Origin of the sequence: Neptunicella sp. (assembly GCF_048268085.1) — a bacterium.
Taxonomy (GTDB): domain Bacteria; phylum Pseudomonadota; class Gammaproteobacteria; order Enterobacterales; family Alteromonadaceae; genus Neptunicella.
On sequence record NZ_JBLWWF010000016.1, the window covers coordinates 93459 to 115292 of the forward strand.

A 21834-nucleotide genomic window follows, 5' to 3' on the forward strand; every position below is an offset into this window, starting at 1 on the left:
GTATCCGGAACGGGACGATAACAGAAGGTTATTCCTGATAAGGGCTCAAGGTTTGAATTTTGCCATTAGCGTCATAGCTAATTTCCGTCATTTTAACCGAGCGCAAATGAGTCACACCCTCAGATAAAATTGAATCGTGGTAGAACAAATACCATTTACCTTCAAATTCACAAATTGAATGATGAGTCGTCCAACCGACTACTGGTGTTAAAATAGGGCCCTGATAAGTAAACGGACCATAGGGCGTATCGCCGGTGGCATAACAAATAAGATGGGTATCTCCGGTTGAATAAGAGAAGTAATACTTACCGTTATATTTATGCATCCAACTAGCCTCAAAGAAACGACGGTCATGATCGCCGGCCAATATCGGCTGCCCATTTTCATCCAGGATTTGGATTTCCTTGGGGGCTTCGGCACATTCAAGCATATCGTCGCTGAGTTTGGCGACAATTGGACCTAATGCGGGTTCGTTATCCTGAGGTTCCTGATTGGAAGCGTTGTATTGGTTGTTACGGTAGTGTTGTAACTGTCCACCCCAAATTCCGCCCCAGTACATGTAGTAATTGCCATCATCGTCTTCAAACACCGCCGGATCAATGGAATAACTGGCTTTGATAGCTTCTGGCTCTGGAACAAAAGGACCGATGGGAGAGTCGCTAACTGCGACGCCAATCTGGAATATACCATCGGCTTTCTTAGCCGGAAAATACAAATAGTATTTGCCATCTTTATGCGCAGCATCCGGCGCCCACATTTGACGCTCGGCCCACTTTACATCGTTGACATCCAGAGCTACGCCATGGTCAACCGCTTTCGCTTCGGGGTTATCCATCGAAATGACGTGGTAGTCCTGCATACCAAAATGGTCACCGTTGTCATTAAACGGAATACCGGCGTCAATATCATGGGAAGGATAGATATAAATCTTGCCATCAAAAACATGCGCCGACGGATCGGCAGTATAAATATGCTCTACCAATGGTTGGGAAATGGCCTTGCTTTTAAGACGCTGTAGTTCTTGTGGGTCGAATTCGTCAGACATAAATAAGTTCTCTTTTAACTAAAAATAAAAAGGGTCGATAAAAATCGGCCCTTTAGGATAAGAAATATAGCATAGCTAATTATGCAGCGTTGCGGCGCTCAGCGAGTTCACGTTCAATCTTCTGCTCCATATCTTTATTGATGCGGTAAGCAAACATACAAGCAAAGGCCAACAAGAAAGGAATTGAGGCATAAACACTAACCGCTAGCTTCACCCCATTGATGGTGTTAGCGGCTTGAACAGCCAAGTCTGGATTGTAGTTAAAACTGTCAAGGATATTGGTGACCAGGGCTGAGCCAAGCGTTAAGCCTACTTTTAATCCCACAATCATTGCCGAGAAAATAATAGCGGTTGCGCGACGGTTGTTTTTCCACTCTGAATAGTCGGCAACGTCGGCAATCATGGCCCACAATAACGGAATCGTAATACCGTAAAAAAAGCCATGCAGGATTTGCGAGATAAACATCAATCCAATAGATTGAGCGGAGAAGAAATAAAACGCCAGTACAAATAGCGTTGATATAAATAAGGCGACAGCGAATACATCACGTTTACCAAAACGGTCCGCTAAGGGTTTGGAAAAACCAATACCCACAATCATCAAGATAATCCCGCATGCATTAAATAAACTAAACGCAGAGGTGGCTGGATCATCAGGCCAATGGAAATTGCTGAAAACGCTGGTAATGCCGGCAATAAAAGTATTGAAACCTATATCGTCAAGGAAAATAGCGATTTGACCTGCGTCAGCGTAGTCTTTGAAGTAATACACATAAGTGCCACCCTTTAATGCCAACGTGATAAACACCATAACAGTGACTGTTAGCATAATTAGCCAGGGAATATTCTTAAACAGATCGGAGAAATCTTCTTTTATGGTGGATTCTTGTTCTGGTTTAGGAACAATTCGTTCTTTCGTGGTTAAGAACGTAATCAGGAAACAAATAATGCCGACGATGGATAAAAAGGTCATTACCTTTTCAAATCCTACTGCTTTGTCGCCATCCCCCGCCATCAAAACCAACGGTAATAACAAGGCCTGAATAATAAATTGAGCCACCATTACCGCGACAAAACGGTAAGCAGACATACTGTTACGATCTGCCATATTACCAGTGATAACACCGCTTAATGCAGCATAAGGCAAATTGTTTGCAGAGTAGACAAACATCAGTAACAGGTAAGTGGCAAAAGCATAATAGATCTTGCCATCGGGGCTAAAGTCAGGGGTGCTAAAGGCCATTAACGCCAATACGCCGAATGGAACCGAAGTAAATAAAATCCACGGGCGGAATTTACCCCAACGGGTGCGGGTGCGATCTGCTAACAGCCCAATTAATGGATTAAATACAAACGCACCTAAAATCCCACAGGTAAAAATAATTGTGGTGGCTGAACTAGCTGGAATCCGGTACACATCGGTGTAAAAAAAGGCAATGAAAGTGACGAGAGTTTGAAACACCAAGTTCGCTGCCAGATCACCTAGGCTGTAGCCTATTTTTTCGGTAACGGATAATTTATGTGAAGGAATTGTCGTCATTGTTATATTTTTGTTCCATTATTTTTAGTGAGGCTTACTTTAGATATTTTCAGTTGTATAGATATTGTGATTTTAGTTATTTTTATTATTTTATGTGGCTGCCTTGTTGTGCTTGCTTAAAATTTAACCGCTCAGCCAAAAGGCTATCTCCGCGGATATTATTATTTTCCAGCAAAGGGGTTATGAAATTAGGTAAATTGTCTGTTTACTACCTTCAGCGAATGACCCGATAAGTTCAAGTTATTATTTATATATGTTGTTTATGATGATTGATATAACTTGCTGAAACTTCGATTAATTAACGTCTCCAGCCTGGTATGATAGCGATATTCTTGGCTGTTATTTCCAGAATTACCAGGCCATTGACGGACAATCCAGCCGACCCAAAAGGAATTTGTCGCTGCTGAAATTTTGATGTTATGCTCCGGTGCTGCCAGAGATGTTAATGTTTTGTTTCAGTTTTGGGGTTGATAGTGAAACGGTTAACGATCTCAATCTGGCTTCCCGCTAGACAAGTATAACAACATCATTTTGAGGAATTCATTTTGAATAATGTGACAGAGCAAGATAACACCTTATTTATTGCTTTTATTAGTATTGTAGCGACCATTGGGGGCTTTCTGTTTGGATTTGACAGCGGGGTCATAAATGGCACGGTTGACGGTTTACAAACGGCTTTTAACTCCGAAAGTATTGGCACCGGGTTTAATGTTTCCAGTATGTTACTTGGTTGTGCGGTCGGAGCCTTCTTTGCTGGACGTCTAGCCGATAAATATGGTCGACGAGCGCTATTATTAGTCGCTGCAGTGTTCTTTATTATCAGTGCATGGGGATCAGGTATCTCTACCGGCTCTGCTGAATTTGTATTTTACCGTATTTTAGGTGGTTTAGCTGTGGGGGCCGCATCGGTGATGGCACCTGCTTATATTAGTGAAGTCGCCCCGGCGCGTTATCGCGGTATGCTAACCACAGTCCAGCAGGTGGCAATTATTACCGGTTTGTTTATGGCGTTTGTAAGCAACTATGCATTAGCGAATATGGCCGGGTTATCAACTGCCGAATTATGGATGGGCTTCGAAGCCTGGCGCTGGATGTTTTGGATTGAGTTATTCCCAGCGGTACTTTTTTTAGTGGCGCTACTCTTTATTCCTGAAAGTCCGCGTTTTTTGGTCGTCAGTGGCCGTAAAGCGGATGCGAAAGCGGTGTTAATTCGTTTGTATGGTAATGATGCGGGGAATAGAAAATCCGAAGAAATTGAAAAATCTCTGGCTGGAGATCATCATCAGCCACGTTTATCTGATTTAATCGACAAAGTAACAGGTAAAGTCCGGAAAATTGCCTGGATCGGTATTGGATTAGCCGTTTTTCAACAGCTAGTCGGTATTAATGTGGTTTTTTATTATGGCGCAGTTTTATGGCAAGCGGTTGGTTATACAGAATCCGAAGCGTTATTAACTAATGTCATTAGTGGTGCGGTGAGTATTGCCGCCTGTATTGTGACATTAGGCTTGGTCGATAAAATAGGTCGTAAGCCCTTATTAAAATGGGGTTCTATCGGTATGGCCGTCACCTTGGGGATTATGGTGTATTGTTTTCTACAAGCCGGTACGGATGCTAACGGCAATCTTGTATTAGGCGATAACGGGGCACTAGCACTCGGATCTGCACTGGCTTATGTGTTCTGCTTTAATATGTCTTGGGGACCGGTTATGTGGGTGATGTTGGGCGAAATGTTCCCAAATCAGATCAGAGGTTCAGGTTTGGCTATTGCCGGTTTAGCACAGTGGGTGACTAACTTCCTGATAACCTGGACATTCCCGATGTTACTGGCTGGAATTGGCTTGGCAGGTGCATACGGATTATATGCCATTAGTGCCGCAATATCTGCTGTATTTGTAATTAAGTTTGTTTACGAGACTAAAGGGACTGAGCTGGAAGATATGCAAGGATAATGAGCCTACCTGCAGATTAGAGGCTGTGTATCTTTTATATTCGCCTCAATTGAGCAATGAAAATTGCTCAATTGAGGCACAAATAGCCTCGAACCACATATCAATATCAACACAAAAATTAGCACCCACTGTAAAACAACGCGTCTACATTCCCGTTTGTGTACAATGTTTACATAACAGGCAATTGAGCAGCATTTGCCGGATTGTCGAATTATCTTTGCTGGATTGGCAGCAGATATCTGTAGCCAGTAAATGATGTCCGGAAAATAACTGTTGCAGAACACTGCATTTGATTTCTAGCTGCACGTAGTTGTCCGTTGACCAATATGACTGAAAAGGTTGCGGTTCGCCATTGCTAGTGAAAGTGGTGGGAACTAGTTCTGTTTTGCATAGAGACATCAGTATCACCTCGAGTGTTATTGTGTATCAATCCACTTTGATAGCCTAAATCCAGCGATGCGTAGCATTCCAGTAAAGCGGTATGAGCAGCCGAATCCATAGAGCTTTTCCGCAGCTCCAGACGAAGTCGTTCGCGTGACGACGCAAAAACCTGTTGTCTCTCCGTCAACATATTCAGTTGTCTAAAACCATTCGCTAGCAATATGGCGGCATGGGTAAAGTTAATAACGGCAGAAATCGCGTCCTGTGTTTCGGCGGTCATAATGATTTCTGATGTTTCATATGCGCTCCCGCAAAAGGGCAGAGCACTTTGCCAACAACCGGCTTCAATATGGTATTGGGCGGTATCAATACAATGTGCATAGTGACTTGTGGCGGCATGAATATTCAATGTCAGCCATTGACGGTGAGTGGGGCATATAAATGGATAAAGCATAAATTCTCCTTGTTTCAAATAAAGATAATGCAAATGATAATGATTATCAATTAAATTTAAGATTAATGCTTGTATCAAAGAATATGAATAGGACTGGTTTAAATGAATAGTAGTTAAGTTAGATGATAACGGGATGGTATAAAATTTAGGCACTAAAAAACCCGCAATTGCGGGCTTTATCTAATACCGGCTTAATCTGGCCGGTGCAGCAAGTTCTTTAAAAATTAAAGAGCTACGATGTTCTCGGCTTGAGGACCTTTTTGGCCTTGAGTAACAGTAAACTGTACTTTTTGACCTTCAACAAGAGTTTTGAAACCAGAACCAGAGATAGCGCTGAAGTGAGCGAAAACGTCTGGACCAGATTCTTGCTCGATGAAGCCAAAACCTTTAGATTCGTTGAACCATTTTACGGTACCGGTAGTTGTGTTAGACATAATTTTTAATCCTATATATTCAAGAGTATTTTGTGCCTTTAAAAGGCGGGTTTGCTGGAAGTGTTACTATTACTTATGAAATGCAGGACAAAAACCAACACGGACACTAAAATGGTGCACATAAATATAAAACGTACTTTCAAGCTGAATGTATTATATACAGCTCTGGCTTGTGGTCAATCAATATAATCTTATCTTTTCATATGGATATGTAATTAGTAGCTGGCGGCAACGGTAAAACCCAGCCCGATAAAGGCCGGAAGCGCCTGTATCCATAAGATTTTAAGGTTTGCGGTGTAAGCGCCAAATAGCCCTGCAATTATCACACATGTCAGAAAAAATATTTTTGTTTCGGTTTGATTGGTGTCAATTGTCAGGCTCCACAGCAGTCCAGCGGCTAAGAAACCATTGTAAAGTCCTTGATTGGCCGCGAGTATTTTAGTGTGTTGCGCTTTTTCGAGGCTATTGCCAAATACCCGCATGCCGATGGGTTTATCCCATAAAAACATTTCCAAAATGAGAAAGTACCCATGTAATACTGCAATCAGTAAGATGATGCTATTGCTAATAGTTAACATATCCATTCCTATACAGCGCTGTGCTGCACCATTTTTTCCTCCACCTGTTTTTCGGTGGCGGTGTATTTATTCATTACGGTTTCAACGAAGCCATAGCGAAGCAACACTTCTTCAGTAATATCGATTAGGTTTCCGACTCCGGTTACATTCCATAATTGTTCTTCGAGCTGTTTTGCTTTATGCATGGCGTAGATACCGACATAATTCATCTCAGTTCTGATCATTTCCGTGTCGGGTCGTCCAGTCCGAGCGATAAACACTTTTACCGCAAAGAATTGTCCACCACCAATCGCTTTGGCAATAAATTCCCTGCGTAATGCATCTTGCTCAAACTGATCCACAAACTTTACCTTTATCGCCTGTTTGTGATCGGTTGCTAATGGATTAAAAGCGATAAACAATTCGCGCATTACCGGCTTGCTGTGATTACTAAGCTTTTTAAGCGTTTGCGGGATAAAATTAGGAATATTGGTGGCAAACAGTGGATACAGATTCAGTGTTCCTAATTCGGCCTGATAGTCTAACAACGGTAATAAAGGGTGTTCTGCTGGCGGCTTTGCAATAGCGTCCGGGGTGTAATTCACACCTTCTTTACGCATATAAAAGGCAATATTGGGAATATTGGCAGAATAAATATTACGCAGTGCTTCACCTATGCCAGGTATGACTTCATCATCACGATAAGTTTTGAGTTTATTTTTATTGGCTTTAATAAGTTGGTCGAAGAATAATTGGGCATTGTGAGGAAGACTGTTATCCACCACATTTAAATTCAGTACATTGCCGTCACTGCTAATATTTTTGACTTCATAGAGTAAGCCTTTAAGAACAAATTTGGGGCTCATTTTTTGCAATTGTGGAAGGCTTATTGTGACGTCATCGAAGATGCGACCTGGAAAAGCTTTATTCAGCTCTACTTTTATGCCATTACAAGAAATGTCTTCAGTGAGCCCTTCTAATTGAAGATCTCTGAAGTTAATTATGACTTTGCTACGCAGTTGGAAACGTTCTTGGGTCCGTAAGTTTTGATACTTAAAACGGTGTAACGTCACAGGCTCAGCAACTGCTGCACGAGAATGAGCGAAAGGTTTAATGCCGGGCAATGCGGTCTTGTTCAATTTGTTTTTTTGATAGGGAATAGTGTTCCAGTCATCGGTTAAATCGGTTAGCAGAGCAATATATTTTAGCTTGATAAGTCTGGACATTAGCCGAGCAGAAGGCTGATTGTTCTGTTTTTTTACGTTGTTGCTAAGACTATCTGGCAGCGATAAAGGAATGTGGGCTTGTTCTGGCAGCATATCGAGAAGCTGCAGTTTAAAGACTCGCCAACTTGCTTTGCGACTGCCATATCCTAAAAATACCGGTTTGAGTTGAGGGTGGTTTTCTAATTGCTCCGGAGTGGCAGAATAAAAAAACGTTTTCTGATTGTTGAGTCGACTAAAAACGTACAGATAGGTCTCTTTTTGCTCACGTTCAGCCAATTGTTGCAAACGTTGAGAAGTAACTAAATGCTCAATGCGAAGTTGGCCTGTTTCGTCCGTCCAGTAGTGAAGACTATCTTTATTAAAGTCATTGGTTAATACATAACGTGGCTGTAATTGTCCTTGATTTTCCTCGATGAACATCGGTAAGGAATTAAATTGCGGTATGTAATATTGTTCATAGCCTTTGGCTTGAATCGCATCAATGGTATTGTCCATATTGACTTTATAGCGGCGTTTATTGCCTTGAATAAAACGTTCTAAAAAAGCATCAAATTTGGGGGTTTCTCGTTGATGGGTTCGACATAATGTTAAGCGTTGCTCTTCACTCCCTTGCTCAACATTGATCACTTCGTATGATACCCCCTCATTTTTATCCAAGGTGTTATCAGTACCTAATCCACGGAATTGGATCGTTAATGGTTCATGGGGTTTAAACAGTCGATCTTTGCGTAGCTTAACCTTTAAACCATTGATCGATATATCAATAGTGTTGGCGGGAATCGCCTCATTGAGCTGGTTAAATATTTCAATATTAACGACAAAGTTCATTCGTTCTTCGTGTCGTTGCCGATAGTTGGCAAAGTTAATTAGGCGTGCTGGATATAAACTATCTGATTCTGGCTCCGTGTCGCTTGACGTGGGCGACTTTGAACGAGCTAGCAGTTCTTGTTGATGCATAACCCGGAAATTATTTTCAGTATTATTAACAGCCTCGTAGACGCCTACCGTATATTCTCCAAATGCTCGAACCTGGCGCTCGAATACATCAATTGCGATTTGGTCAAGAAAATGAGTCAGCCCGCTGTATTCATAGGGGGAACAACGACCATCAACTAATCCTCGTAAATCAATGATTTGCACACAAGGTTTGGCCTGTCGCTTTAATTCCATTTTGATTAGAAAACGTTTGGGTTTGGAAACATGACTGGCGATAGTCGATAAGGTTTGATTAAAATCGGGTTCGTTAACAACCGGTTTTAATTGCTCGATCAATTCCTGATATTGTTCAAATTCCTGAGTCATATTAGTTTGGTAAAATCCAGCGTTTGCAGAAAATTAACGATAAATGAACACTTTACCCTTCGCAGAGGTTATTTACTATTATCGACTTAATTGAATAATTCTATTCCTTTTTTAAGGTAGAATCCTTGTAATAACGTAACAGACTCTCAACACAAGTATCATTTTATGGCAAAACGTAAAACCGCCTATGTTTGTTCAGACTGCGGCGCAGAATATCCCCGTTGGCAGGGGCAATGTGGTGATTGTAATGCATGGAATACGATCACTGAGTTTGTGGTCAGTCCTGCCAGCGCTAAAGCGACAGGCCCACGTATGGGCTATGCCGGGCAGACAAAGGCCGAAGTCCAAACGCTGAATAAGATTGATTTACAAGCATTACCTCGTTTTAGTTCGGGGTTTAAAGAGCTTGATCGGGTTTTAGGTGGAGGTATCGTTCCTGGAGCCGCAATGTTGATCGGTGGATCACCGGGGGCGGGGAAAAGTACCTTACTGCTGCAAACGATGTGCTTTCTGGCGACTGAGCAGGCTGCCTTGTACGTGACCGGGGAAGAATCACTGCAACAGGTTGCATTGCGTGCCAGCCGGTTAGGTTTACCCACTGATCAGTTACAATTGCTGGCAGAAACTAATATCGAAACAATTTGTGATATTGCTTTACAAGTTAAGCCCAAAATTATGGTGATTGACTCCATTCAAGTGATGCACGTAGCCGATGTGCAATCGGCTCCAGGCAGTGTGTCGCAGGTACGTGAGAGTGCCGCTTACCTGACACGTTTTGCCAAGCAAAATCATATTGCCATGTTCTTGGTGGGGCATGTGACAAAAGACGGAAGCTTGGCCGGGCCAAAAGTTTTAGAGCATTGTATTGATTGTTCGATGATGCTCGAAGGAGAGAGTGATAGTCGTTATCGCACTTTACGCGGCCAGAAAAATCGATTTGGAGCGGTCAATGAGTTAGGTGTTTTCGCCATGACCGGTGGTGGTTTAAAAGAAGTTAAAAATCCATCGGCGATATTTTTGAGTCGGGATGAACAACCATCTCCCGGTTCCGTGGTGATGGTCACATGGGAAGGTACTCGACCACTACTAGTCGAAATACAGGCATTGGTGGATTATTCCCAGATGGCCAATCCTCGTCGAATCGCTGTGGGGTTGGAACAGAATCGCTTGTCAATGTTATTAGCCATTATGCATCGTCATGGTAATGTTCAAATGAATGATCAGGATGTCTTTGCTAACGTAGTGGGCGGGGTCAAAGTATCTGAAACCGGTGCAGACCTGGCGTTACTATTAGCGATGATATCCAGCTTTAAAAACCAGGTGTTAGCGCAGGAATTAATTGTATTTGGTGAAGTTGGGTTGGCGGGTGAAATACGCCCGGTGCCCAATGGGACCGAACGTTTAACCGAAGCCGCGAAACATGGGTTTAAAAAAGCTATTGTACCGTTTGCGAATAAACCCAAGCAGGCCGTCGCGGGTATGCAGGTTATTGGTGTAAAACGTTTGAGTGAGGCTCTCGAAGCAATTTAGTTAGAGGTGGATATGTGACACAGATTATTAAAATTACGATTTAATAATGCATCGTCGCCCATATTCAGTTCAACCAAACGTCGCAACTCACTGATGCTGTCAATATCAATCAATTCAGCTTGGATACCTATTGCGTCATCATTGATGTGGCTGATTTTGCCAATCAATATAATTGCGTTAGGTAGTCCTTCCAGTTCAAATGAAATCGTAAAATCCTTATCTAGATTGGCTTCAAACTCGATAGGCCGAGAAAGGAGTACCCCATGCAAGGATAAATCTATTAACTCACTTTGCCATGAGTGACTTCCTTGACGTAGTAGTACCGGGGCTGAAAAAGCAATACGCGTAAATCGTCTATTATCCATTCATTTATGCCTTAGGTTGAATACCGATCTGTTTAATTTTATTTTTGTTTCAGTCTCTTTTGTTACAAACAAAATGGGCAAACAGACTTATATATGACTAGATTTCATTGTGTTTCTAGCACTAAGCATAGCGTTGTTGGTTAAAGAATCCATCAACAAGGGAATGTTTATTTCATCAAGTTTAAACATTCCCATGGTATTGATGGCTACTTGCTCATTTTTTTATATTTAAGACGGTGAGGTTCAACTACATCCTGTCCAAAGTTCTGTTTCAGCCACGTTTCGTATTCATTGTAGTTACCTTCATAGAAATTAATTTTCCCTTCATCACGATAATCTAGAATGTGTGTGGCAACGCGGTCGAGGAACCACCGGTCATGTGAAATAACCATGGCGCAACCAGGGAAGGCAAGTAACGCATTTTCCAGGGCACGCAGGGTTTCAACATCCAGATCGTTGGTTGGTTCATCGAGCAACAATACATTGCCGCCGGCTTTGAGTAATTTGGCCAGGTGAACCCGGTTACGTTCGCCACCAGAAAGATCTTTAATAAACTTTTGCTGATCGTTGCCACGAAAGTTAAAACGACTTAAATAGGCGCGACTATTTAATTCAGTATTGCCGATACGGATTAAATCGAGTCCGTCTGATACCTCTTGCCAGACAGTATTGTTTTCGTTCATATCATCACGGAATTGATCGACACTGGCTAATTGCACCGTATCCCCAATGATAATTTCACCACTATCCGGTTGTTCTATCTCTGATAACATTCTAAACAAGGTTGATTTACCTGCCCCGTTCGGGCCGATAATGCCGACTATGGCGCCTTTGGGCATGGCAAACGATAAGTCGTCAATCAGTAATCTGTCACCATAGGACTTACGCAAGTTTTTCACTTCAATTACTTGCTCGCCCAATCGTTCACCGACGGGTATGTAAAGCTCGTTGGTTTCGTTGCGGCGCTGGAAGTCATTGCTGTTGAGCTCTTCAAAGCGTGCCATACGGGCTTTGCTTTTAGCTTGACGGCCTTTAGGATTGCTGCGTACCCAATCTAACTCTTGTTGAATCGATTTTTGGCGGGCACTTTCGGTCCTTTCTTCTTGCTTTAAGCGCTGATCTTTTTGTTCTAGCCATGAAGAATAGTTACCTTCCCATGGAATTCCATGACCACGATCCAGTTCCAGGATCCAGCCCGCGACGTTGTCGAGGAAATATCTATCGTGGGTAATCGCTACTACGGTGCCTTCATAATCGTGTAAAAAGCGTTCCAACCAGGCAACTGATTCTGCATCTAAATGGTTGGTGGGTTCATCCAAAAGTAGCATGTCCGGTTTTTCCAATAATAACCGGCATAAAGCAACACGACGACGTTCTCCCCCTGATAAGGTGCTGACATCGGCATCCCACGGTGGTAAACGCAATGCATCAGCTGCACGCTCCAAGGCATTTTCCAGGTTGTGACCATCTTTGGCTTGAATGATCCCTTCCATTTCACCTTGTTCTTTTGCCAACGCGTCAAAATCAGCATCGGGTTCGGCATAAGCCGCATAAATTTCGTCTAAACGTTTTAAGGCATGGGCGACATCGGCTACCGCCATTTCAATATTGCCACGTACATCTTTATCGTGATCCAACTGAGGTTCTTGAGGTAAGTAACCAATTTTTAAACCGGGTTGGGCTCTTGCTTCACCTTCTATGTCGGTATCAATGCCTGCCATGATACGCAGTAACGTTGATTTACCTGAGCCATTTAGCCCCAAAACGCCAATTTTGGCACCTGGGAAAAAGCACAAGGAAATATCTTTTAGTATTTGAGTTTTAGGTGGAACAATTTTGCCCACTCGGGACATGGTATAGACGTACTGGGACATGTGCTTTGATCCTGTAAAAACGCTGATTGATATACGCGGATAGATTATGCAGCGAATTTTACCATCAGTATGGCCTGACAAAAAGCGATGAATTTATCTGTTAGGTAGGATGTTTCGTTCTAAAAAAATAATTAATTATTTTTTATTTATTTTTTTGTGTATGACCTAACCTTATGTTTTTAAAGTAATTATTATTTAAAATAAATTAAAAATAAAACTAAAGTCTTTAATGATACTGCCGATAACTATAGCTGAGGGAAATTCTATTTATAGGATTTTGGGGTTTTGGTAGAGGTACTAAAACCCGTTTTTGAGGCAACTCGCAAGAGTTGAAATTAGGCGAACAGTTCTGGGTATGAGGGTACTCAGAAATGTTTTCAGGAGGTAATAACTATGGGTTTATATGTTAATACAAATATATCTTCATTGAATGCACAGCGTCAGCTGTTTAATTCTGGACAAGCATTGTCGACGTCGTTTGAACGACTATCTTCAGGCTTTCGTATCAATCGGGCGGCAGATGATGCTGCTGGTTTGCAAATTTCCGATCGAATGACGTCACAAATTATGGGCTTGGATCAAGCAGCTCGTAATGCCAATGACGGTATCTCTGTGGTGCAAACCGCAGAAGGTGCGATGGGAGAAATTACCAGTTCGTTGCAACGTATTCGCCAATTGGCGGTACAGGCACAAAATGGTATTAATACCTCTGCGGATCGGACTGCTCTGCAAAAAGAAGTGTCTGCATTGAAAAGTGAAATCAGTCGAATTGGCCAAAATACCCAATTTGGTGGTGTTGATTTACTTAAAGGAACATTCTCTGCAGCATTTTTGGTTGGTGCCAATGCCGGACAAACCATTTCAGTCAATCTATCTCGTGCTGGTGGCTACGGTACATCAGGATTAAGTGTTGGTGATGTATCTGTTAAAACTGTGGCAGAAGCGTCGGCGGCCTTAACCAGTATCGATAATGCATTATCGACTATTGGTGGTGCTCGTGCTGATTTGGGGGCATTACAAAACCGTTTTGCTTCGACTATTCGTAACCTGAGTAACATTTCAGAGAATATTTCCGGTGCTCGTTCACGAATTCGTGATACGGATTTTGCCACCGAAACGGCTGAACTAACACGTAACCAGATTATCCAACAGGCCAGTATTTCAGTACTGAGTCAGGCTAATCAGCGACCACAAGCCGCGTTAACGTTGTTAGGTTAATACAAGGTGGGCTACTATAGTCACTAAAATGATGCGTGAATGAGATAGTTACATTTACTATTATTGACTATTAAGTAGCCGCGCTTTTTTGATTGTTATAAGAGGTGGAAGATGGATATTGATTTTTCACAAGTAGGGCAATCATTTGCTAACAGCAATATTGCCCAACAACTCAAACAACCGCCGGTTACATCGGAGCAGCAATCTGCTCAGGCAGAAAGCACGTCAACTCAACCTGCAATTGATAGTGAAAAAGGTAAAGTTGTCGAACAAACAGCCGATAAATCGTCAGTAAAGGAAGTTGAAACTGCTGTCGCTGAAGTGAATGATTTCGTTCAGTCGCAAAGCAGGCAGTTAAATTTTTCTATTGATGAAAAAAGTAACCGTTCGGTGGTTAAAGTAACAGATTCGGATACCGGCGATGTGATCCGCCAGTTACCGTCCGATGAAGTGCTGAAATTAGCAGCAAAAATCAAAGATCTACAATCTGATGTGGGTGCTGCTGTCGGTGTATTATTCAACAAGCAAGCGTAATTAATGCGTATGCTTGTGTTTTGGTACACTAACTTAAATAAGAGAATGTCAAGGCATTACGTAAGAGGTTTATCATGGCTATTCAATCATTAGGTGTGGGTTCAGGGCTAGCGCTCGATGATCTGGTGACCCAGTTACTGGATGCCGAACGTAAGCCTAAAACAGCTCGCTTAGATGCACGTGAGAAAACAGTCGAAACACAGTTATCCGGAATTGGTAAGCTGAAATCGAAAATGGATGATTTTAAAAAATCTGTTGATGATTTGCGTTTTGACTATGAACTTCGTGGTCGTGAAGCCTTGGCATCTCATCCTAGCGACACGCTAGAACCTTTTACTGCAGAAGCTTCAAATTCCGCCCCTGCAGGTGAATATAAAATTGCGGTTACCAAATTGGCCAGTGGCAGTCGGGTTGAAACGGGAAACCCAAACTTACTTGATCCAAATGATCCAACGGCAGGCTTTGCCAGCTCAAAATCGACCGTATTAAACTCCGGTAGCGGCTCACTAACCTTTAAAATAGATGGAACGGGTGATTCTTTTAGCATTAATGTTAAGGCTGGAATGACGCTGGAACAGTTACGCGCCAAAATAAACAGCAACGAAAATAATTTTGGGGTGAATGCCAGTATTATTAATACCGGCACGGCTGATGGCGGGGCAAAACTGGTTTTTTCTTCAACAATAACCGGTACCGGAAATGATTTAAAAATTGTTAACGATAATGATTTGGCTGATTTAAACCGAGTCTCTACGGAAAGTTCGGATGGATTGACAAGTCACCTGACACCTGTCAAATCGGCACAAAATGCTCAAGTGACAATCGATGGCATTGTCGCTGAAAGTTCCACTAATGAATTTGAAAATGTGCTGGAAAATGTTTCATTTGAAGTCAGTGAATTATCGACGTTGGACGTACTAGGTGATCCTATGACGTCTTCTCTCGAGATTGGTTATGATACCAAAGGGGTAGAGAAAAAAATTCGTGATTTTGTGGATAATTACAACTCTTTAATGTCTGAAATTAATACTCTAACCAAGTACGGTCAATCTGAACTGGAAGACGATGGTGCGTTAGCTGGGGACTTTATGGCACGCAACATTCAATCCAGTTTAGCCAATATTGTTTCGTCTTTTGTGCCTGAATCAGGATTAGGATCGCTGTTCCAGCTCGGTATTTCTTTTGATGACAAAAACAAGCTGAAAATTAGTGATATAGATGAGTATGGACAGGAAAGTGGTGAAGACAAATTAGCCGCAGCACTGGAAGATAATTTCGATGAAATTTCTAATCTGTTTACCGGTGATAATGGTGTCGCATCCAAGTTGTATGATTTCACTTATGAATACACGACTTTCGGTGGATTATTGCGCACCAGAGAGCAGGCATATAAAGATCAAAAAGAGTCAATTTTAGATGAACGTGAGCGTCTGGAATTACAAATGACCAATTATGAAGACTTATTGCGTAGCAAGTATCAAAATCTTGATAAAACAGTGGCACAACTCAATAGTACAGGTTCAGCTTTAATGGCTGCTCTGGGTAATAATTAATTCATCGATAATCATTTAAGAGGTAATTGTCATGGCATTAAAGGGGATCAACGCATATAAAAAAGGCAATATTAAACAGGAAATTGCCAATGCCGATCCACATAAGATTACACTGATGTTGATGCAGGGTGTATTGGATAGATTGGCTTATGCAAAAGGCAATATGGAACGCAAGGATTATGCTGCCAAAGCGGATAACTTGTCTCGTGTAACCTCTATTCTGGTGAGTCTGCGTGATAGCCTTGATATGAAAGCAGGAGGAGAAATTTCTGATAATCTATTCTCCCTCTATGACTATATGCTTCAGCGAGTCACTGATGCCAACGTACAGAATAGCTTGAAGATTATGGATGAAGTGATTAATCTGATGTTACCCATTAAGACGGCTTGGGCACAAATTCCAGAAGCAGCAAAACAGGAAGCCTACGTGTTACAACGTCAAAACCAACAAGCGATTGTGTGAGTCATTTAGAAGCTGATTTTTCGACACCTGAAATTGATGATAACTTTCAGCAAATCAAAACCTTGCTTAAAGACGAAGTACTTAAGCATACGGAATTATTCGAGTTGGTGACTGTCCGGGATAAGCTTATCCTTGATCAATTAGATAAGCTTAACCCCGAACAAAAACAACTGTTCAGCCAATCCGAGTTAGTCAATAATGAATGGCTCCAATCTCACATCAGTTCTCTTTTTGATCAAACTGAAGACCAATTATCCAAACTGATGCGTCATCGTAAAGCTATTAAAAAATATAAATAGTTAACCTGTGTAACCAGTAAAAAGATGGTTTAATAGCACCTTTCTGAGCAATCAATCTGATTGAGCAAGCATATTAGTAATAGATATTGGCATAGTTTATGCCTTATTCTGTCAGGAACTGTGTCGTGATGTTTTATTGACGCTATATTCATGGTACAAAATTAAACTAAGCAATTGCCTAACTGTTAATTATAAGAAGATCAAAAGTATGTTTGATTCTAAAACAATATTAATCACCGGCGGAACAGGTTCTTTTGGGCAAAAATTTATTGCCCGTGTGCTTAAAGATTACAAACCCAAAAAACTCATTGTTTATTCCCGTGATGAACTAAAACAGTTCGATATGCAAAAGAAGTTTAATGCACCCTGCATGCGTTATTTTTTAGGGGATGTGCGGGACAAACATCGTTTAAAAACAGCCATGCGTGATGTGGACTATGTCATTCATGCGGCTGCGCTTAAACAAGTGCCTGCGGCTGAATATAATCCCATGGAGTGCATTAAGACTAATATCATGGGCGCTCAAAACGTGATTGAGGCTTGTATTGAATCGAACGTTAGTCGAGTCATTGCCCTATCAACCGACAAAGCCGCCAACCCGGTTAATTTATACGGAGCCACTAAATTGGCTTCGGACAAATTGTTTGTGGCCGCGAATAACATTTCTGGTGCAAAAGGCACCCGATTTGCAGTGGTACGTTATGGCAATGTGGTCGGCTCGCGAGGGTCTGTGGTGCCTTATTTCGAGGAACTACTTGCCGCAGGGACGCGAAAACTGCCCGTTACCCATAAAGATATGACACGCTTCTGGATTACGTTAGATAAAGGTGTTGAGTTCGTTATCAAAAACTTTCAGCGTATGTATGGCGGTGAAATTTTTGTTCCCAAGATCCCGTCGGTACAAATTATTGATTTGGTTGAATCGATGTCCGGTCATCGTGAATATGAAATTATTGGGATTCGTCCCGGTGAAAAAATCCATGAAATCATGGTTCCGGAAGAAGTGGCCCATCACTCCTTTGAGTTTGATGATCATTTTGTTATTGCCCCAGCGATCATCTTTTTTGACAAAAATATTAAATACAACAAAAACAAGTTGGGCGAAGAAGGGCGTGCTGTAGCTGATAAGTTTGAGTATCACTCGGGTACTAATCCTCACTTTCTGACCGTTGAAGAACTTAAACAGTTGAATGCCGGCTCGCTATGATCCCTTACGGTAGGCATGTTATTGGCCAAGATGATATTGATGCAGTTGTTGATGTATTACAGCATCAATTCTTGACCCAGGGACAACAAGTTCCTCGTTTTGAACAGGCATTGAATCACTATTGTGCCAGCCAATATTGCGTTGCGGTTAATAGCGGTACCTCTGCGTTACACATCGCGTGTTTAGCATTAGGTGTTACGAAAGGTGACCACGTTTGGACGTCGCCTTTATCTTTTGTGGCCTCAGCCAACTGCGCGCTGTACTGCGGTGCAAGTATTGATTTTGTTGATATTGAGGCGGTTAGCCGTAATCTATGTCCACAAAAATTAGCCGATAAACTGGCCCAAGCATCTATCATCCCTAAAGCGGTTATCGTGGTACATTATGCTGGTATCAGCTGTGATATGCAGGCAATAAAACAACTTTCAGTCCAATATGGTTTTGCCATCATTGAAGATGCCAGCCATGCGCTGGGAGGAACTTATCAGGGCCGGCCCATTGGTAGTTGCCAATATTCCGATATGACGGTACTGAGCTTTCATCCGGTTAAGTCGATAACGACCGCCGAAGGTGGTGCGGTTACCACTAATAACGCTGAACTTCATCAACGCTTGGTTTTATTTGCCAAACACGGTATTACCCGTGATCCTGAGTTAATGGAAAACCCGTCTCCCGGTAATTGGTACTACGAACAAATTGAACTGGGTTTTAATTATCGTTTAAGTGATTTGCATGCAGTATTGGGTATTAGTCAGTTAGCAAAGCTGGACGAGTTTGTGAGTAAACGTCAACAAAGGGTTAATCGGTATAACCACAAACTGAATGATTTACCCGTCATATTGCCAACCCAGTCAGAAGCATCACAAAGTGCCTGGCATCTGTATAGTATTGAATTGCGGAAACATGACAGAAGTGCTGTGTACCAGCAGCTTCAGCAACAGGGCGTTGGAGTCAATGTGCATTATATTCCAATTCATTTGCAACCTTATTATCAACGCTTGGGCTTTAAAGCGGGAGATTTTCCCGTTGCCGAGCATTTTTATAAAAATGCATTAACTTTGCCGTTATTCCCTACGTTAAGTGTCGATGATCAAGATAGGGTAATTAATACACTCATCACAATTTTGAGTTAAACAAAGTCATCTATTAAAGGAAATCATCCATTGAATTTGGCTATTATTCCGGCTCGTGGCGGTAGCAAACGTATTCCGTTTAAAAATATTCGTCAGTTTGCCGGTAAACCGCTAATTGCGTATTCGATTCAGGCTGCTCAGCAAAGCGGTTTGTTTGATAAAATTATAGTGTCTACCGACAGTCAAAAGATTGCAGAAGTGGCTCTACAATATGGTGCCGAGGTACCCTTTTTTAGACCGTCTGATTTATCTGATGATCAGACCGGAACGCGGCCGGTGACAAATCATGGCATCGAATATTGTCGAGAGCACTTTTTTGATCCCAGCTTCTGTTGTTGTATTTACGCGACTGCGCCTTTTTTACACAGCGATTATTTGATTCAGGGATTTGAGCAACTTCAGCAACAAACAGATAAAGCCTTTGCCTTTGCTGTTACCAGCTATGCTTTTCCTATCCAGCGTTCGTTGCGGCTAAAAAATCACGGAGTCGAACCTATCTATCCGGATAATATCGCCAAGCGTTCACAAGATTTAGAAGAGGCATATCACGATGCTGGCCAGTTTTATTGGGGACGGACTGAGGATTATTTGTCCTCTAAACGGATATTCTCTGAGTACAGCATTCCAGTTGTGTTACCCCGTCACTTGGTTCAGGATATTGACACCGAAGAAGATTGGCAACGCGCCGAATTAATGTACCAAGCCTATATACGAGAGCGTAATTAATGCAAGTTAAACAAATACTGCTGATCAGGATGTTAGGGTTGGGTGATGTCACCTGTATCGGCATTCCCGCGATTCGTTATTTTAAACAGCGTTTTCCCGACGCCAAAATTAGTTTCCTTACTTTTGCGGCCGGGCAGGACATTATTCGTTTAGCCGAACCTGATGTTGAGGTTCTGGCCTTAGAACAGTGGCCAGAAAATATTGTTCCTGCCATGGAAGCTTTTCTCGGTTTAGCCGAAGATATTGTGGGGGTGGGATATGATCAGATTGTTAACTTAGATACCTGGTTTATGCCCTGTTTTATGAGTCGCTTCCTTAAAGATGCCGGTGAACCGGTGCTCGGTAATGTCATGAATATCTCGGTACAGGATTTAATTGAACAATTTCAGAATCAAACCTTAAAACCCGAATACGTTAATGATCCAGCGGCTTATATGGATAGCAGCTTTATGGGCATGTCTCGCTGGCATACTCCGTGGTGGGAAAGTGCTTTCTTGCCAGATAATGGATATCCTGAATTTTATTTACGTAGCTGTTGTAGCTTTGATCAATTAGAGATGAATTGGCAGATTGACGTTAAAGCCGATCATCAGCTTAAAAAAATAGCCAAAAAGAAAAAGGTCATTGCATTGGCGCCCCATGCACGCACTGCCGAGCGGCATTATCCCCATGGAGATAAACTTAAAACGTTGCTTGAACAAGCAGGGTTTCATGTTTGGACGGGCTTTGATGGTCGTGTTTCCATGCGTCAAACATTGGCACAGCTAAAGTCCAGTCATTTGTTAGTAACGGCTCCTTCGGCACCGCAATGGTTGGCCGCAACGGTAGGATGTCCAAGCTTGGTCATTTGTGGGGATGTGGATCCTAGAACCTTAATGCCAGATTACGCTACTGATCAAACCACTACAGCCATCGCTCCAGAGGCTATGTTAGAAAGTATTGAATCAATTTTTGCCGAGCAGGCCAATGAAGAACATTAATATTGCTGGCCGGTTAATTGGTCGTGAACATAAACCTTTTATCATTGCCGAACTCAGTGGTAACCACAGCCAGCAACTGGATCTAGCAGTTAAAATGGTTGAAGCTGCTGCTGTTGCTGGAGCCGATGCGATTAAATTGCAAACCTATACTGCCGATAGCATGACCTTGGATGTACAAAGCAAAGGTTTTGTAATTGAAGAGCAAGATAGCTTATGGCACGGTGAGTCCTTACATGCCTTATATCAAAAAGCGGCTACGCCTTATGAATGGCACCCCATATTGTTTAACAAAGCACGCGAATTAGGTATGTTGGCCTTTAGCTCGCCTTTTGATGAACAAGCAGTGGATTTTCTGGCCGAGCTGGATGTGCCCTGTTACAAGATAGCGTCATTCGAATTAACCGACTTACCATTAATTGCCAAAGCCGCTAGTCAGGGGAAGCCTTTAATTATGTCTACCGGCATGGCCAGTGTGAGTGAAATAGAACAGGCGGTAGCAACGGCTAAACAGGCCGGTTGTGAAGAGATCATTTTATTAAAGTGTACTAGCACTTATCCTGCGCAAGCTACTAATACCAATCTGCATACCATCGCCAATATGCGCGATGCTTTTGGTTGTCAGGTCGGGTTATCTGATCACACTGCTGGTGTGGGAGTGTCAGTCGCTGCTGTTGCGTTAGGAGCGACGGTCATTGAAAAACACTTTGTACTGGATCGTCATGCCGGTGGGGTGGATGCCGAGTTTTCTCTAGAGCCGAATGAATTGGCACTGTTAGTCAGCGAAACCGAACGAGCTTGGCAAGCGATGGGAAGCGTTGTGTACGGCGGCACAGTGGCAGAAGAAAAGTCCAAACAATATCGTCGTTCAATTTATGTCAGCGACAATATTAAAGCCGGTGACGCTTTAGGACCGCATAATTTACGTATTGTTCGGCCTGCTTTTGGGCTAGCCCCCAAACATTGGCACAGTGTACAAAACTGCGTAGCTAAACAGGATTTAGCTAAAGGTACGCCACTTGACTGGTCGTTAATTGAGTCGGCCGGAATTGAGTAGGTTGTCC

At 42.3% G+C, this 21834-nt stretch carries 20 protein-coding genes; 12 read left to right on the forward strand and 8 right to left on the reverse strand.

Going from position 1 to position 21834, the window contains the following annotated elements:
- Window positions 1-28: 28 nt before the first annotated feature.
- Together ACTD55_RS13645 and ACTD55_RS13650 are read right to left on the reverse strand one after the other, a co-directional pair.
- Entirely contained in the window at window positions 29-1045 is a 1017-nt protein-coding gene (locus ACTD55_RS13645) for a glycoside hydrolase family 43 protein (RefSeq protein WP_438864890.1), read from the reverse strand.
- A gap of 79 nt (window positions 1046-1124) precedes the next feature.
- Window positions 1125-2585, reverse strand: coding sequence for an MFS transporter (locus tag ACTD55_RS13650; protein ID WP_438864891.1), 1461 nt, complete (start codon window positions 2583-2585; stop codon window positions 1125-1127).
- Window positions 2586-3130: 545 nt separating this feature from the next.
- On the opposite strand from ACTD55_RS13650, the gene ACTD55_RS13655 reads away from it, so the two are divergent.
- The gene (locus ACTD55_RS13655; protein WP_438864892.1) at window positions 3131-4537 is read left to right on the forward strand and encodes a sugar porter family MFS transporter; all 1407 of its coding nucleotides are present in this window, start codon (window positions 3131-3133) and stop codon (window positions 4535-4537) included.
- Between the two features lie 355 nt (window positions 4538-4892).
- On the opposite strand, the gene ACTD55_RS13660 is transcribed toward ACTD55_RS13655, so the two are convergent.
- From ACTD55_RS13660 to ACTD55_RS13675, 4 genes are all read right to left on the reverse strand, one after another.
- Window positions 4893-5372, reverse strand: coding sequence for a hypothetical protein (locus ACTD55_RS13660; RefSeq protein ID WP_438864893.1), 480 nt, complete (start codon window positions 5370-5372; stop codon window positions 4893-4895).
- 224 nt (window positions 5373-5596) lie between these two features.
- Window positions 5597-5806 carry a cold-shock protein gene (locus ACTD55_RS13665; protein WP_416305826.1) on the reverse strand — a complete coding sequence of 70 codons (210 nt, stop codon included), beginning with the start codon at window positions 5804-5806 and terminating at the stop codon, window positions 5597-5599.
- A gap of 215 nt (window positions 5807-6021) precedes the next feature.
- A complete protein-coding gene (locus ACTD55_RS13670; RefSeq protein ID WP_438864894.1) occupies window positions 6022-6384 on the reverse strand; it encodes a DUF1304 domain-containing protein in 363 nt (120 codons plus the stop codon).
- A gap of 8 nt (window positions 6385-6392) precedes the next feature.
- Complete coding sequence (locus tag ACTD55_RS13675; RefSeq protein WP_438864895.1) at window positions 6393-8891, reverse strand: PilZ domain-containing protein; 2499 nt, start codon at window positions 8889-8891, stop codon at window positions 6393-6395.
- A 165-nt stretch (window positions 8892-9056) separates the two neighbouring features.
- Between ACTD55_RS13675 and radA the strand changes: the two genes are divergently transcribed.
- Complete coding sequence (gene radA / locus ACTD55_RS13680; RefSeq protein ID WP_438864896.1) at window positions 9057-10421, forward strand: DNA repair protein RadA; 1365 nt, start codon at window positions 9057-9059, stop codon at window positions 10419-10421.
- Here radA and ACTD55_RS13685 read toward each other — a convergent pair.
- Both ACTD55_RS13685 and ettA read right to left on the reverse strand, forming a co-directional pair.
- Window positions 10418-10786 carry a PilZ domain-containing protein gene (locus tag ACTD55_RS13685; RefSeq protein ID WP_438864897.1) on the reverse strand — a complete coding sequence of 123 codons (369 nt, stop codon included), beginning with the start codon at window positions 10784-10786 and terminating at the stop codon, window positions 10418-10420. The genes radA and ACTD55_RS13685 overlap by 4 nt on opposite strands.
- A 206-nt stretch (window positions 10787-10992) precedes the next feature.
- On the reverse strand, window positions 10993-12660 hold the full coding sequence (gene ettA / locus ACTD55_RS13690; protein ID WP_438864898.1) for an energy-dependent translational throttle protein EttA: 1668 nt from the start codon (window positions 12658-12660) through the stop codon (window positions 10993-10995).
- Between the two features lie 393 nt (window positions 12661-13053).
- Here ettA and ACTD55_RS13695 point away from each other — a divergent pair, with 393 nt between their 5' ends.
- The 10 genes from ACTD55_RS13695 to pseI all read left to right on the forward strand — a co-directional run bounded on the left by ACTD55_RS13695 (window position 13054) and on the right by pseI (window position 21827).
- A complete protein-coding gene (locus tag ACTD55_RS13695) occupies window positions 13054-13878 on the forward strand; it encodes a flagellin (RefSeq protein WP_438864899.1) in 825 nt (274 codons plus the stop codon).
- A 111-nt stretch (window positions 13879-13989) separates the two neighbouring features.
- Window positions 13990-14412, forward strand: a complete 423-nt coding sequence (locus ACTD55_RS13700) for a flagellar protein FlaG (RefSeq protein ID WP_438864900.1) — start codon at window positions 13990-13992, stop codon at window positions 14410-14412.
- 74 nt (window positions 14413-14486) lie between these two features.
- Window positions 14487-15965: a flagellar filament capping protein FliD gene (gene fliD, locus ACTD55_RS13705; protein ID WP_438864901.1), complete on the forward strand. Its 1479-nt coding sequence runs from the start codon at window positions 14487-14489 to the stop codon at window positions 15963-15965.
- Window positions 15966-15996: 31 nt separating this feature from the next.
- Entirely contained in the window at window positions 15997-16428 is a 432-nt protein-coding gene (gene fliS / locus ACTD55_RS13710) for a flagellar export chaperone FliS (RefSeq protein WP_438864902.1), read from the forward strand.
- Window positions 16425-16727, forward strand: coding sequence for a hypothetical protein (locus ACTD55_RS13715; protein WP_438864903.1), 303 nt, complete (start codon window positions 16425-16427; stop codon window positions 16725-16727). The genes fliS and ACTD55_RS13715 overlap by 4 nt, the downstream gene beginning before the upstream one ends.
- Before the next feature lie 208 nt (window positions 16728-16935).
- Window positions 16936-17934 carry a UDP-N-acetylglucosamine 4,6-dehydratase (inverting) gene (gene pseB / locus ACTD55_RS13720; protein WP_438864904.1) on the forward strand — a complete coding sequence of 333 codons (999 nt, stop codon included), beginning with the start codon at window positions 16936-16938 and terminating at the stop codon, window positions 17932-17934.
- Window positions 17931-19067: a UDP-4-amino-4,6-dideoxy-N-acetyl-beta-L-altrosamine transaminase gene (gene pseC / locus ACTD55_RS13725; protein WP_438864905.1), complete on the forward strand. Its 1137-nt coding sequence runs from the start codon at window positions 17931-17933 to the stop codon at window positions 19065-19067. Before pseB ends, pseC begins: the two co-directional genes overlap by 4 nt.
- A gap of 30 nt (window positions 19068-19097) precedes the next feature.
- Window positions 19098-19793 (forward strand): pseudaminic acid cytidylyltransferase, encoded by a 696-nt coding sequence (gene pseF / locus ACTD55_RS13730; RefSeq protein WP_438864906.1) that lies wholly within the window; start codon window positions 19098-19100, stop codon window positions 19791-19793.
- Entirely contained in the window at window positions 19793-20773 is a 981-nt protein-coding gene (locus ACTD55_RS13735) for a glycosyltransferase family 9 protein (RefSeq protein ID WP_438864907.1), read from the forward strand. Before pseF ends, ACTD55_RS13735 begins: the two co-directional genes overlap by 1 nt.
- A complete protein-coding gene (gene pseI, locus ACTD55_RS13740) occupies window positions 20760-21827 on the forward strand; it encodes a pseudaminic acid synthase (RefSeq protein ID WP_438864908.1) in 1068 nt (355 codons plus the stop codon). The genes ACTD55_RS13735 and pseI overlap by 14 nt, the downstream gene beginning before the upstream one ends.
- Window positions 21828-21834 lie beyond the last annotated feature (7 nt).

Bases quoted from the DNA above. Each gene is read 5' to 3' on its own strand.
- ettA (WP_438864898.1), bottom strand. From the start codon at position 12,660: ATGTCCCAGTACGTCTATACCATGTCCCGAGTGGGCAAAATTGTTCCA.
- pseC (WP_438864905.1), top strand. From the start codon at position 17,931: ATGATCCCTTACGGTAGGCATGTTATTGGCCAAGATGATATTGATGCA.
- pseI (WP_438864908.1), top strand. From the start codon at position 20,760: ATGAAGAACATTAATATTGCTGGCCGGTTAATTGGTCGTGAACATAAA.
- ACTD55_RS13645 (WP_438864890.1), bottom strand. From the start codon at position 1,045: ATGTCTGACGAATTCGACCCACAAGAACTACAGCGTCTTAAAAGCAAG.
- pseB (WP_438864904.1), top strand. From the start codon at position 16,936: ATGTTTGATTCTAAAACAATATTAATCACCGGCGGAACAGGTTCTTTT.
- ACTD55_RS13665 (WP_416305826.1), bottom strand. From the start codon at position 5,806: ATGTCTAACACAACTACCGGTACCGTAAAATGGTTCAACGAATCTAAA.
- ACTD55_RS13685 (WP_438864897.1), bottom strand. From the start codon at position 10,786: ATGGATAATAGACGATTTACGCGTATTGCTTTTTCAGCCCCGGTACTA.
- ACTD55_RS13695 (WP_438864899.1), top strand. From the start codon at position 13,054: ATGGGTTTATATGTTAATACAAATATATCTTCATTGAATGCACAGCGT.
- ACTD55_RS13660 (WP_438864893.1), bottom strand. From the start codon at position 5,372: ATGCTTTATCCATTTATATGCCCCACTCACCGTCAATGGCTGACATTG.
- radA (WP_438864896.1), top strand. From the start codon at position 9,057: ATGGCAAAACGTAAAACCGCCTATGTTTGTTCAGACTGCGGCGCAGAA.
- ACTD55_RS13735 (WP_438864907.1), top strand. From the start codon at position 19,793: ATGCAAGTTAAACAAATACTGCTGATCAGGATGTTAGGGTTGGGTGAT.
- ACTD55_RS13650 (WP_438864891.1), bottom strand. From the start codon at position 2,585: ATGACGACAATTCCTTCACATAAATTATCCGTTACCGAAAAAATAGGC.
- ACTD55_RS13700 (WP_438864900.1), top strand. From the start codon at position 13,990: ATGGATATTGATTTTTCACAAGTAGGGCAATCATTTGCTAACAGCAAT.
- ACTD55_RS13675 (WP_438864895.1), bottom strand. From the start codon at position 8,891: ATGACTCAGGAATTTGAACAATATCAGGAATTGATCGAGCAATTAAAA.
- fliD (WP_438864901.1), top strand. From the start codon at position 14,487: ATGGCTATTCAATCATTAGGTGTGGGTTCAGGGCTAGCGCTCGATGAT.
- ACTD55_RS13670 (WP_438864894.1), bottom strand. From the start codon at position 6,384: ATGTTAACTATTAGCAATAGCATCATCTTACTGATTGCAGTATTACAT.
- fliS (WP_438864902.1), top strand. From the start codon at position 15,997: ATGGCATTAAAGGGGATCAACGCATATAAAAAAGGCAATATTAAACAG.